Source organism: Streptomyces sp. NPDC044061 (assembly GCF_056434305.1).
Map to the genome: position 1 here is coordinate 1 of NZ_JBWKFL010000048.1, position 12,343 is coordinate 12,343.

The following is a 12,343-nucleotide window of genomic DNA, read 5'->3' on the forward strand; positions in this document are numbered from 1 at the left end:
GGGGTGGGGAGAGGGGGACCCAATATTCGACGGTCTCCGGGGGGCTGTCGCGGATGGTGGTCCGTTTTGGAGGGCAGCACTCAGGAGGCGGGACGGCGGACCCCCCCCCGGCGCCCGCGCCCAGGGCAGCGAGCGCCTCCAGAGGCACGAGGGCGGCGGCCACGGCGCCCACCACGGCACATGCGGCTGTCAGGGACCACAGCGCCCGCCGCCACGGCCGCGCGAGCCAGGGTCCCGCGGCGATCACGGCCGCGGCCCACGCCGCCAGGTACGCCGAGGACGGCCAGCCCGCCGGGACCACTCCGCTCCGGCCGGCCAGCACCTCGGGCCACAGATCCGGCCGGCCGCGGCCCAGCGCCAGATGGGTGAGCGCCCAGGCGATCGCCGCGCCCAACGCTGCCGCGGGCAGGACCCTGAGCAGCGCGTCGACACGCCGGCACACGACGAGTACGACCAGGCCCGCGACCGGCGCCGCCAGGGCGACGACCTGAACCGTGCCGACCAGGCCGTCGCGCAGGTCAGGCGACAGCGCGGCCGCCGCGGACAGCAGCCCCTGCTGCGCTTTGCGGGCGAACTCCCGGGTGACGACCGCCACCAGCACCGACAGCCCGAGCACGGCCAGGGACACCAGCAGCCGCGACAGATCCGCCGCCCTGCGCACATCGCACGGCGGGGGCGCGTCGATCGTCGGCGCCGCCCCGCCGTCCGCCTTCCCCACGATGTCGGAGGACAGGATCGCGTCGCGGTGCCCGGTCACCTCCGGCCCCCGGCAGGGACGCGAGGACGGCCCATCCGCTCACTCCCCGGGACGTCGTCCGGCCGGCCCGGACACCCGTTTCATCGTCCCACCGCGGGGCGGCCCTGCGGGCGTGCGGTGACGGCCCCGGCTCACGGCGGGAGCTGGGCGGAGACTCTCGTCAGGGGGTCGGGTCAGCGTTCGGTGACCTTGCCCGCCGCCACCTCCAGGCGGCGGGTCACCCGCACCGCGTCCAGCATGCGCCGGTCGTGGGTGACCAGCAGCAGGGTGCCCTCGTAGGCGTCGAGGGCCGACTCCAGCTGCTCGATGGCGGGCAGGTCCAGGTGGTTCGTCGGCTCGTCCAGGACGAGGAGGTTCACGCCCCGGCCCTGGAGCAGTGCCAGGGCGGCTCGGGTGCGTTCGCCCGGGGAGAGGGTCGCCGCCGGGCGCAGCACATGGTCGGACTTCAGACCGAACTTGGCGAGCAGGGTGCGCACCTCCACCGGCTCGGTGTCGGGGACGGCCGCGCAGAACGCCTCGAGCAGGGCCTCGGTGCCGTGGAACAGCGCGCGGGCCTGGTCGACCTCGCCGACCAGGACGCCGGAGCCGAGGGCGGCATGTCCGGAGGCCAGCGGGACGCGGCCCAGCAGTGCGCCGAGCAGGGTCGACTTGCCGGCGCCGTTGGCCCCGGTGACCGCGACCCGGTCCGCCCAGTCGATCTGCAGCGACACCGGGCCGAAGGTGAAGTCGCCGCGCCGGACCTCGGCGTCTCTGAGGGTCGCGACGACCGCGCCGGAGCGCGGGGCGGCCGCGATGTCCATGCGCAGGTCCCACTCCTTGCGCGGCTCCTCGACCACGTCGAGGCGTTCGATCATCCGCTGGGTCTGCCGGGCCTTGGCGGCCTGCTTCTCGCTGGCCTCGCTGCGGAACTTGCGGCCGATCTTGTCGTTGTCGTTGCCCGCCTTGCGCCGGGCGTTCTTCACGCCCTTGTCCATCCAGGACCGCTGCATCTGGGCGCGGTCCTGGAGGGCGGCCTTCTTGTCGGCGTACTCCTCGTAGTCCTCGCGGGCGTGCCGGCGGGCGACCTCCCGCTCCTCCAGGTAGGCCGCGTAGCCGCCGCCGTAGAGGTTGATCTGCCGCTGTGCGAGGTCGAGTTCGAGCACCTTGGTGACCGTGCGGGTCAGAAACTCGCGGTCGTGGCTGACGACCACCGTGCCCGCGCGCAGCCCGGTGACGAAGCGCTCCAGGCGCTCCAGGCCGTCCAGGTCCAGGTCGTTGGTGGGCTCGTCCAGGAGGAAGACGTCGTACCGGGAGAGGAGGAGAGAAGCGAGGCCGGCGCGGGCCGCCTGGCCGCCCGAGAGGGAGGTCATCGGCTGGTCCAGGTCCACGGCCAGGCCGAGGGAGTCGGCGACCTCCTCGGCGCGCTCCTCCAGGTCGGCGCCGCCCAGGTTCAGCCAGCGCTCCAGGCTGGTCGCGTAGGCGTCGTCGGCGCCCGGCGCGCCGTCGACCAGCGCCTGCGTGGCCTCGTCCATCACCCGCTGTGCCTCGGCCACACCGGTGCGGCGGGCCAGGAACTCCCGGACGGTCTCGCCCGGCCTGCGCTCCGGCTCCTGCGGCAGATGGCCGACGGTCGCGGTCGGCGGGGACAGCCGCAGCTCGCCCTGTTCGGGCCGGGTCAGTCCGGCGAGCAGGCGCAGCAGGGTGGACTTGCCCGCGCCGTTGGCGCCGACCAGCCCGATCACGTCGCCGGGCGCGACGACGAGGTCGAGCCCGGAGAAGAGCGAGCGGTCGCCGTGTCCGGCGGCGAGGTTCTTGGCGACGAGGGTGGCAGTCATCAGGGCGCCGATCCTAGTGCCCCGGGCACCCGGCGCTCAGCGGGGTTCACGGCGTCCCGGGGGTGTCGGCCGGGACCACGCGCCCTCGGACCGGCCGCCTCACCTCCCCATCGGCTCCACCAGCACGCTCCCCGACGTCCGGGCCACCACGAACGCCTCCCCCTTCACCGCCCTGGGGTCGAGCGGAATGCGGTGCCGGCCGGGCTCGAGGACGCCGTCGAAGACCTCCTGGGCGTGGGTGCGGTAGAGCCGGTCGAGGCGGTAGGCGGTGACCCGGACCCGGCACGGCGAGGTCACCTCGATGTCGGCCTCGCCGTCGGCGGCGGCCAGTGCGGTCAGCCGGCGCTGCGGGAGCGGACTGCGGTCCAGGGCGTTCTCGATCTGCGCGACGAGCAGCGGCACGATCGGGGCCAGGCCGTTCACACAGGCGACCTCGACCTCCGCGCTCTCGAACGCCTGTCGCACGGAGGCCCGTTCGGCCTCCGTGACCGCGCGCCCGAAGGCGACGGCGCCGTAGCCGCGCAGTTCCTCGGCGGGGACGGCGCGGGCGTCCTGGGTGATGTCGGCGCCTATGCCGATGGTGCGCAACGCGGCGGCGAGTTTGGCGAGGACGGCGACGCGGGCGCCGATCAGCAGCACCCTGCGGCGGGGCGCGGGCGGGCCGCCGGCGTCCTCGATCAGCGCGGCGAGGGCGGCACGGTACTCGGAGCCGTGGAAGCGGAACGGCCCTATGCCGTGGTAGCCGTTGAGTTCCAGGTCGGCGCGGTCGTCGGTCTGCCAGGCGAAGTCGCGCCAGATGTAGTCGTCGCCGTCCCGCTCGATCACGGCCGTGACCGCGCCGCAGGCCAGGTCCGCGCACTCGGGGCAGCCGTAGATCACGAACCGGCCGTCCGGGAGCGGCGGTTCGGCCTCCAGCAGCAGGCCGCGCACCTGCGCGGTGAAGATGGCGGGCGGGACGTCGGAGGCGAGCGGGGAGACGGCGTCCAGATCGGAGAGCTGGAACAGCAGCGGCCGTCCGTCCACGAGGAAGTCGACGAAGTCACGGTGGACCTGGTAGCCGCCGTCGGCGAGGACACCGCCGGCGCGTGTCGCCGGTGCCAGGCCGAAGGTCGCGTATGCGGCAGACATGCTGTGAGTATCCCCACACCGGGACGGATGTGAGCGCGGCATGACATATTCCGTTAGCGTCCTGGCGTGGAGCGCGGGTCGAGTGACGAAGTGATCGTGGTGGGCGGCGGGGTCGCCGGGCTGACGACGGCCGTGGTGCTGGCCGAGTCGGGCCACCGGGTACGGGTGTGGGCCCGGGAGCCCGCCGAGCGCACGACCTCGGCGGTCGCCGGCGGACTGTGGTGGCCGTACCGCATCGAGCCCGAGCCGCTGGTCGGTGCGTGGGCGCTCGAGTCCCTGAGGGTGTACGGGGAGTTGGCGTCCCGCCCCGGGGAAACCGGCGTACGCCTGGTCGAGGGCGTACACCGGGGGACGCGGCTGGACGAGTTGGGCGTCTGGGCGGGCCGGGTGCCGGGGCTGCGGGCGGTGGCCGACGGGCTGGCCGCGCGGCTGCCGCTGATCGACATGCCGGTCCATCTGGCGTGGCTGCGGGAACGCTTCACGAGGGCCGGAGGCTCGGTGGAGGAGCGGGAGGTCACGGACCTGGCCGCCGTTCCCGCCGCTGTGGTGGTCAACTGCACGGGGCTGGGGGCGCGCGCTCTGGTGCCCGATCCGGCGGTGCGTCCGGTGCGCGGGCAACTGGTCGTGGTGGAGAACCCGGGGATCACGACGTGGTTCACGTCCGTCGACCACGCCTCCGGCGCCTCGACCTACTTCTTCCCGCAGCCGTACGGGCTGGTTCTGGGCGGTACGGCGGAGGACGACGCCTGGTCGCTGGAGCCTGACCCCGCGACCGCCGCGGCGATCGTCGCGCGGTGCGCGGCGGTCCGGCCGGAGATCGCGGGGGCGCGCGTGCTGGCGCACCGCGTGGGGCTCAGGCCCGCCCGGGACGCGGTACGGCTGGAACGCCGGTCCCTTCCGGACGGGCGGGTGCTGGTGCACAACTACGGGCACGGCGGCGCCGGGGTGACGGTGGCCTGGGGCTGTGCCCGGGAGGCGGCCGGGCTGACTCGCCCGGCCGCCTGAGCGGTCAGCCCGCGGGCACGTGTTCGGCGAGGTCCGGCACACCGACGCCGTCCCCCACCCGCGGGGCGGGCGCGGCCGACGCGCTGCCGGAGGTGGCCCGGGCGAACGCCGCCGGGCCGCCGAGCAGCGGGACCCGGGCCGTCGTACGGGACAGGTCCAGGGTGAGGGTCGGCCTGGTGGACGGAGGGTCGATGAGGTCCTTGTCCGTGCCGGCCACGATCAGTGCCAGGCGGTGGCCCTTGGGCACGACGTGGTCGGTGGCCGCCAGGTCCACGGTGATGGTGTAGGCCCTGCCTGGGGTGAGCGGGACGCCGTGGTCGAGGGAGGCGTAGTGGCCGAGGTCGGCCCAGCCGCGGCTGAACACCGTGTGATCGACCGTGGCCGTCTTGGCCCTGGTCGCCTTGAAGCAGGCGCTGTCCCCGGCCGTGCTCTCGCCCCAGCAGGTGCGGGTGGCGAGCGTGGTGATGCCCTCGGCGCTGTCGGCGTAGTCGCGGATGGTGTCCGGGCCGAGGTCGACCAGCACGGCGGTCAGGTGGGCCGAGGAGGTCGTCGGGGTGGCGGTCACGGTCACCTGGGCGGATCCGGACAGGCGCAGGTCGCGGGTGAGCGGCGGGGTGATGAAGCCGGTCTTCTCCGGTGTGGGCGTGGTGAGGTGGGCGGCCCAGTCGGTCTCGCTCTGCTTCGGCTCGTCGGTGAACGTCTCGGTGCCGGTGGCCGGGCCGAGGCCGAGCGTGCCGACACCAGGCCGGGTGCCGGGGGCCGGGCGCAGGGCGGTGGTCCGGGTGCCGTGCGGCGGCCAGGCCCTGGAGGTGACCCACTGGTCGGGGTGGCGTTCGATGTCGGCCATCGGCTCACGGTCGATGCCGTTGTGGTAGCCGAGGAGTTCGTGGTCGAACCAGCGGTGCAGGGTGTCGACCCAGGCGCCGCGCCGGTAGTCGAAGGGGTCGACGTGCCCGGTCTGGGAGAGCCAGATCTTGCGCTCGACCCCGTGCTTCGCGAGGGCGTCCCACCACTGGCCGAAGTGCTTGGTGCGCACGTTGAGGTCCTGCATGCCGTGCACGAGGAACACGCTGGCCCGCACCTTGGCCGCGTCCTTGACGTAGTTCCGCTCGGTCCACAGCGGGGTCCAGTCGCCGGTGCGCGGGCTGCCGTCGGCGAGTTTCTTGCGCACGGCGGCGCAGTGGGCGTGCGCGGCGTCGCTCTCGACGTAGCCGGCCAGTTCGTCGGGGCCGCCGTCGTACAGCGGGGCGCCCTGGGCGAAGTAGTAGTCGTACCAGGAGGAGATGCCGCTGATCGGGACGATGGTCTTCAGGCCCTTGACGCCGGTGGCCGCGACCCCGTTGGCGATCGTGGCGTCCCAGCTCTTGCCGATCATGCCGGTTCTGCCGTTGGTCCAGGTCGCCCTGACCGGTGTCCCTCCGGTGCGGCTCGTGTAGGCCCTGGCGCGGCCGTTCAGCCAGTCGACGACCGTCTTCGCTGACTGGATGTCGGAGCGGCCGCCGACGTCGACGCAGCCGTCGGAGCGGTTGGTGCCGGTCAGATCCACGCCGACGAAGGCGTAGCCGCGGGGCACGAAGTAGTTGTCGTAGAACAGCGGCATCTGTACGACGCGACCGTGGGCGTCGTACGTCTTGAGCTGGCTCTCGTTGCCGCGTCCGCAGCAGGAGTAGTAGGGGCTGGCGTCCATGATGACCGGCACCTTGCGGCCCTGGCGGGCCGGTTCGGAGGGCCGGACGATGTCGGCGGCGACGCGGTCCCGCTTCCCGTCGCCGTCCTCGTCCAGGCCGGTGTCCACCCAGACCGCCTCACGGATGGCGTGTGCGTACGAGTAGACGGGCCGGCTCTCGCGGGGCGCGGCCTGTGCGGCGGCGGGGGTGAGGACGGCGGCCAACAGGGCTGTGACGGCCGCGGCCGCGAGCGCTCTCCAGGTCGTGAAGCGCGTGCGTTTCAGCGTGCGTTTCGGCATGCGCGGACGGTACCCCGGTCAACTCCCGTGCAGAAGAGGGCTCTACGGCGCCTCGCGGGGCTGTGACGGCTGAATGGCGATCGTGTGACACCGGGGGCCATGGACAGGCCGGGGACCACAGCGACTGAATAGGCTCCGAACAGACTTCCTGTCCCGACGACTTGGAGCTGACGTGCACCGCAGAATCATCGCGCCGGGAGCACTCGCGGCGGCCTCCCTCCTGCTGGCGATCCCGGCATCGGCCGCGAGCCACTCCCCCGGCGCGCCGGGCATCGGCGACCCCTACTACCCGTACTACGGCAACGGCGGCTACGACGTCTCGCACTACGACCTGAGGCTGCAGTACCAGCCGAGGACGGACGAACTGCAGGGCACCGCGACCGTCCTGGCGAGGACCACGCAGGACCTGTCCAGCTTCGATCTGGACTTCCTGCTGGACGTGAGCGAGGTGCGGGTCAACGGCGCCAAGGCGTCTTTCACGACCTCCGGCCAGCACGAACTGGTCGTCACCCCGAAGACGCCGCTGGCCAAGGGCACACCGATCACCGTCGTCGTCCGCTACAGCGGGGTGCCGTCGACGAAGAGCGCCTACGGCTTCACCACCTGGCACCGCACTCCGGACGGCGCGGTCGCCGCCGACGAGCCCGAGGCCGCCTGGTGGTGGTTCCCGAGCAACGACCATCCGAGCGACAAGGCCACCTACGACGTGTCGGTGGCGGTCCCGGACGGCACCCAGGCCATCTCCAACGGCACACTGCAGTCGACCAGTTCGAAGCTGGGCTGGACCCGCTACAACTGGCGGCAGAACAAGCCGCAGGCGACCTATCTGACCACCCTGGCCCTCGGCCGGTTCGACATAACCACCGGCACCTCCGACGGCGGCGTGCCCGTCGTCAACGCCTACAGCAAGGACCTCGGTGACAACGACGGCGCCGCGCGGGCGAGCGTCGAGCGCACCGGGGAGATCGTGGACTGGCTGAGCGGCTATTTCGGGCCGTATCCGTTCGCCTCGGCCGGCGGATACGTGCCGAACACCACCACCGGCTACGCGCTGGAGACCCAGACCCGGGTCTACTACAGCCCGAAGCAGTTCGCGAGCGGCGCCAACACCTCGGTGGTCGTGCACGAGCTGGCCCACCAGTGGTACGGCGACGACGTGTCGTTGAAGGGCTGGAAGGACATCTGGATCAACGAGGGCTTCGCGCGCTACGCGCAGTGGCTGTGGTCCGAGCACGAGGGCGAGGGCACCACCCAGGAACTCGCCGACTACGTGTACGGCTCCCACCCGGCCGACGACGCGTTCTGGACGGTCCGGCCCGGCGACCCGGGTCCGGACGCCCAGTTCGACATCGCCGTCTACGACCGGGGCGCGCTCGCCATCCAGGCGCTGCGCAACGAGGTCGGTGACGACGCGTTCTTCGCCATCCTGAAGGGCTGGCCGAAGGACCACGCGTACGGCAACGCGTCGGTGGCCGACTTCCAGAGGTACGCCGAGGAGGTGTCAGGCAAGCCGCTGGCCGCGCTGTTCGACACCTGGCTGTTCCAGCCGTCGAAGCCGGCGGCGCCCGCGGCCGGCGCGGCGTCCCTGGCGAAGGCGGGCACGGGGGTCGCTCAGCCGAGGTCGTGGAAGAGGATCGAGGCGACGAACGACGTGCACGGGCGCTGACGCCCGGGCGCCTCACTCGCTCGGCTCGGCCGCCCGCTTGAGCAGTTCGTCCCGGCCTATCGCCTCCGCGCGGGTGGCCGGGACGGTGCAGGCGTACGCCCCGGCGACGGCGCCGTAGCGGGCGCACCGCGCGGGCGGCTCGCCGGTGAGGCGGCCGTAGAGGAACGCGGCGGCGAAGGCGTCGCCCGCGCCGTTGGAGTCGACCACCGGCGCGGGCGGGGCCGCCACCGGTATCCGGGTCAGCTCGCCGTCGGCCAGCAGATACGCGCCATCGGCGCCTGCGGTGGCGACGACGACCTCGGCCCGGCCGCGCTCGGCGATGCGCCGCACGGTCCGCTCGGGGTCGGCAAGTGCGGCCGCGGAGAGGAAGACGACGTCCGCCGCGAGGGCGAACGGCTCGTGGTAGGGGTTCTCGCCGTCCCAGTCGTGGAGATCGGTGGAGAGGGGTACGCCCGTCTCCATCAGCACGGGCAGGGCGTCGGCACAGGGCTGGGTGATGGTCACGTGCACGTGCCGGCCGGCGCCGGCCAGCATGCGCAGCATCCCCTCCGGGAAGCGGTCGCCGGGGTGGGCACGGCTGGTGTCGTACAGGGACAGCCGCCGGCCGTCCGGGCCCACGAGGTTGACCGCGCGCTTGGTCCCGGCCGGTTGCGGGAGAGCGGTCAGGCCGATGCCCCGCTCCTCGTGCAGGGCGCGGACGAGGTCCCCCTCGGGGTCGTCGCCGAGCAGGTCGAGGTGGTGGGTGCGCAGGCCGAGCGCTGCGAGGCCCACCGCGACGAAGTCGCCGGTCTGCCCCGCGCGGGTGCGGATGCCCGAGTCGATCATGTAGCTGTCGGCGTACGGCAACGGCAGCTCGGGGACGTACACGATCGTGTCCACTCCGGCTCCGCCCAGCACCAGGACATCGATCCCGTCCGCCCGTGCGGTCATCCCCCACCCTCCCCGTGGTCGTACACCGTCACCGTGATCCCTCGTTTCACCAGCCGTTCGGTGATGAGCGGCTCGATGCGGGACCACTTGCCGCCCGCCAGGCCACAGCCTATGCGGGGCATGTGCACGGACGCGCCGAGTTCGGTCACCTCGTCGGCGAGGCGGCCGAGGGCGGTGTCGATCGCCTCGTAGCGCACGGGGACGCCCTTGCTGCCCGTGCGGATGCCGCGCTGGCCGACCATGTTCGCCACCCACAGGTGCGCATCGACCTTCACGAGCTGGACGGCGCCCAGCCCGAAGTCGTTCTTCGCGCGGCCCCGGTGCCAGGCCCGGTACGCGGCCTCCGGCTCCGCCCAGCGCCGGGAGAGCGCCAGGACGAAGCCCTTGCCCCAGCCGCCGATGTCGTTGCAGACGTGGGCGATCACCTTGGCGCCCTTGACCGAGGGAACGGTGGCGTCACCTCGGACGTACGTGATCTCCGACATGACGCCACCGTAGGCGATGCCACTGACAGTGGCCCTGAGCTGTTACTTCGCCAGCTGCGAGAGCTCCTCGTCGGTTTCGCGGGAGACCCGGCGGCGCACCCCGAACCAGCCGCCGCCGAGCAGGACGGCGATCACCGGGATGAGCAGCAGGGTCTTGCGGCCGACCTCGGCGTCGTTCCACATCATGCCGAGACAGACCAGCAGGAAGGCGATCGTGGCGATCTCGGTGACCGGGCTGAACTTCAGCTGGAAGTGCGGCCGGGTCACCAGGCCCGCGCGGGCGCGGCGGACGAAGACCAGGTGGCAGACCATGATGATCACCCAGGTGCTGATGATGCCGAGGGAGGCGACGTTCAGCACGATCTCGAAGGCCTGGCTGGGCACCAGGTAGTTCAGACCGACGCCGAGCACGCAGACGGCGCAGGTCAGCAGGATGCCGCCGTAGGGGACCTGGCTGCGGTTCATGCGGGCGGTGAACTTCGGGGCGGAGCCCGCCATGGCCATGGAGCGCAGGATGCGGCCGGTGGAGTACAGGCCGGAGTTGAGCGAGGACATCGCGGCGGTCAGCACGACCAGGTTCATCACGTCGCCGGCCGCCGGTACGCCGACCTTCGACAGGACCGTGACGAACGGGCTCTGGTCGGCGGAGTACATCGAGCCGGGCAGCAGCAGGGCGAGCAGGACGACGGAGCCGACGTAGAACAGGCCCACGCGCCACATGATCGAGTTCACCGCGCGCGGGACGACCTTCTCCGGCTCGGCGGTCTCGCCCGCGGCGACGCCGACCAGCTCGAGGGCGGCGTACGCGAAGATCACGCCCTGCATGACGAGGACGACGGGCATCATGCCGTGCGGGAAGACACCGCCGTGGTCGGTGACGACGCTCAGGCCCGGCTTCCCGCCGCCCACCTCGTGCTGGGTGGCGAGCAGGAAGATGCCGACGAACATGAAGCTCACCAGGGTGGCGACCTTGATGATCGCGAACCAGAACTCCATCTCGCCGAAGATCTTCACCGAGATCAGGTTCACGGCCAGCACGACCGCGAGCGCGATCAGCGCCAGCACCCACTGCGGGATGGACGTGAACATGCTCCAGTAGTGCGTGTAGAGCGCGATCGCGGTGATGTCGGCGATGCCGGTGGTCGACCAGTTCAGGAAGTACATCCAGCCGGCTACGTACGCGCCCTTCTCGCCGAGGAACTCGCGCGCGTACGACACGAAGGAGCCCGAGGAGGGGCGGTACAGCACCAGCTCGCCCAGGGCCCGGACGACGAAGAAGGCGAAGACGCCGCAGACCAGGTAAGCCAGGGCGAGCGCCGGGCCCGCGTTGTGCAGGCGGCCGCCGGCGCCCAGGAAGAGCCCGGTGCCGATGGCTCCGCCGATGGCGATCATGTTGACGTGGCGGGCCTTGAGGTCCTTGCTGTAGCCGGCGTCGCCCGCGTCGGCCGGGGTCGCGGCCGCCGCAGTGCGGGAATCGGCCTGTGCGGTTGTGTGCACGGCTTTCTTGCTCACGGGTGGTTCCACTCTCTGGTGCGCCCGGACCTCGTGGGCCCGGGTGTCCGTACAGTTCGGCCCGCACCACCCGGTGTGTCGCGGCACAGACCAAGGCAGCAGCTTCCCAGAGCGATCTCCGGGTATGCGATGGCCCATGTCACAGAGCGTTACTTCTCACATGATCCACTCAGGGTCCACGCAATGTTCACCTGAGGTGTCACACCATCGGTGAGACAGCGATACTGCTGTACATGACGACCGATGCCGAGGAGCCCACCCTCACCATCGACGAGCTGGCCGCCCGGGCCGGCGTCACGGTCCGCACCGTCCGCTTCTACGGCAGCAAGGGCCTCCTCCCGCCGCCGGAGATAGGTCCGCGCCGCGTGGGACGCTACGGGCCCGGGCACGTGGCACGGCTCGCCCTCATCGAGGAGCTGCAGCAGCAGGGCATGACGCTCGCGGCGATCGAGCGGTACCTGGCCCAGCTGCCGCCGGACCTCACCCCGCACGACCTCGCCGTGCATCGCGCGGTGGTCTCCTCCTGGGCCCCGGACCACACCGAGACGCTGTCGCGCGACGAACTCCAGCGGCGGGCCGGTCGGCCACTGGACGACGGGGACCTGGACCGGCTCGCAGCGATGAACGTCGTTGAGGGAGCCGGGGACGCCTACCGCGTCGACCTGGGTCTCCTGCGCCTCGGCGTCGAGCTGCTCGACGTACCGCTGTCCCAGGAGGCCATCCTGGCCGCCCGCAAGGTGCTGCTGGAGCACTCGCGCGCGGCAGCCCACGAGCTGGCGGGGCTACTGCGGAGCGAGGTGTCGGAACGGGAAACGAAGGACGTACGGTCGCTGTCCGCCCATATGCAACCTCTGGTGGTGCAGGCCCTGCTGACGGCTTTCCAGCGGTCCCTGAAGGAGGAAGTCCGCGACTGGCTCAAGGAGTCGCGGCCCTCTCACCGGTGATCGCGCCCTTCCGCCGCAGCGGCCTCGCCGAGGCACACCCCGGTGGGGGGGGGGGGGGGGGGGGGGGGGGGGGGGGGGGGGGGGGGAGGGGGGGGGGGGGGGGGGGGGGGGGGGGGGGGGGGGGGGGTGGGGTACG

General features: G+C 72.4%; 9 protein-coding genes and 1 pseudogene. 3 read left to right on the top strand and 7 right to left on the bottom strand.

Annotated features, from left to right (window positions below; translation table 11 throughout):
• From AC07CM_RS42180 to AC07CM_RS42190, 3 genes and pseudogenes are all read right to left on the bottom strand, one after another.
• Positions 1 to 757, bottom strand: a pseudogene (locus AC07CM_RS42180) (hypothetical protein); the annotation flags it as partial.
• A 173-nt stretch (positions 758 to 930) separates the two neighbouring features.
• Positions 931 to 2,571 carry an ABC-F family ATP-binding cassette domain-containing protein gene (locus AC07CM_RS42185; RefSeq protein WP_478881845.1) on the bottom strand — a complete coding sequence of 547 codons (1,641 nt, stop codon included), beginning with the start codon at positions 2,569 to 2,571 and terminating at the stop codon, positions 931 to 933.
• A gap of 99 nt (positions 2,572 to 2,670) precedes the next feature.
• Positions 2,671 to 3,699, bottom strand: coding sequence for an oxidoreductase (locus AC07CM_RS42190; protein WP_478881846.1), 1,029 nt, complete (start codon positions 3,697 to 3,699; stop codon positions 2,671 to 2,673).
• 90 nt (positions 3,700 to 3,789) lie between these two features.
• Between AC07CM_RS42190 and AC07CM_RS42195 the strand changes: the two genes are divergently transcribed.
• Positions 3,790 to 4,704 carry an FAD-dependent oxidoreductase gene (locus tag AC07CM_RS42195; RefSeq protein ID WP_478881892.1) on the top strand — a complete coding sequence of 305 codons (915 nt, stop codon included), beginning with the start codon at positions 3,790 to 3,792 and terminating at the stop codon, positions 4,702 to 4,704.
• A gap of 4 nt (positions 4,705 to 4,708) precedes the next feature.
• On the opposite strand, the gene AC07CM_RS42200 is transcribed toward AC07CM_RS42195, so the two are convergent.
• Entirely contained in the window at positions 4,709 to 6,670 is a 1,962-nt protein-coding gene (locus tag AC07CM_RS42200; protein ID WP_478881847.1) for a Xaa-Pro dipeptidyl-peptidase, read from the bottom strand.
• A 172-nt stretch (positions 6,671 to 6,842) separates the two neighbouring features.
• Here AC07CM_RS42200 and AC07CM_RS42205 point away from each other — a divergent pair, with 172 nt between their 5' ends.
• Positions 6,843 to 8,336, top strand: coding sequence for a M1 family metallopeptidase (locus tag AC07CM_RS42205; RefSeq protein ID WP_478881848.1), 1,494 nt, complete (start codon positions 6,843 to 6,845; stop codon positions 8,334 to 8,336).
• 12 nt (positions 8,337 to 8,348) lie between these two features.
• Here AC07CM_RS42205 and AC07CM_RS42210 read toward each other — a convergent pair whose 3' ends face one another.
• From AC07CM_RS42210 to AC07CM_RS42220, 3 genes are read right to left on the bottom strand one after another with little or no spacing between them, the layout of a single operon-like run.
• The gene (locus AC07CM_RS42210) at positions 8,349 to 9,266 is read right to left on the bottom strand and encodes a PfkB family carbohydrate kinase (protein ID WP_478881849.1); all 918 of its coding nucleotides are present in this window, start codon (positions 9,264 to 9,266) and stop codon (positions 8,349 to 8,351) included.
• Positions 9,263 to 9,751, bottom strand: coding sequence for a macro domain-containing protein (locus AC07CM_RS42215; protein WP_478881850.1), 489 nt, complete (start codon positions 9,749 to 9,751; stop codon positions 9,263 to 9,265). Before AC07CM_RS42215 ends, AC07CM_RS42210 begins: the two co-directional genes overlap by 4 nt.
• A gap of 42 nt (positions 9,752 to 9,793) precedes the next feature.
• Positions 9,794 to 11,263 (bottom strand): amino acid permease, encoded by a 1,470-nt coding sequence (locus AC07CM_RS42220; protein ID WP_478881851.1) that lies wholly within the window; start codon positions 11,261 to 11,263, stop codon positions 9,794 to 9,796.
• A gap of 233 nt (positions 11,264 to 11,496) precedes the next feature.
• Here AC07CM_RS42220 and AC07CM_RS42225 point away from each other — a divergent pair, with 233 nt between their 5' ends.
• Entirely contained in the window at positions 11,497 to 12,207 is a 711-nt protein-coding gene (locus AC07CM_RS42225; protein WP_478881852.1) for a MerR family transcriptional regulator, read from the top strand.
• Positions 12,208 to 12,343: the final 136 nt, after the last annotated feature.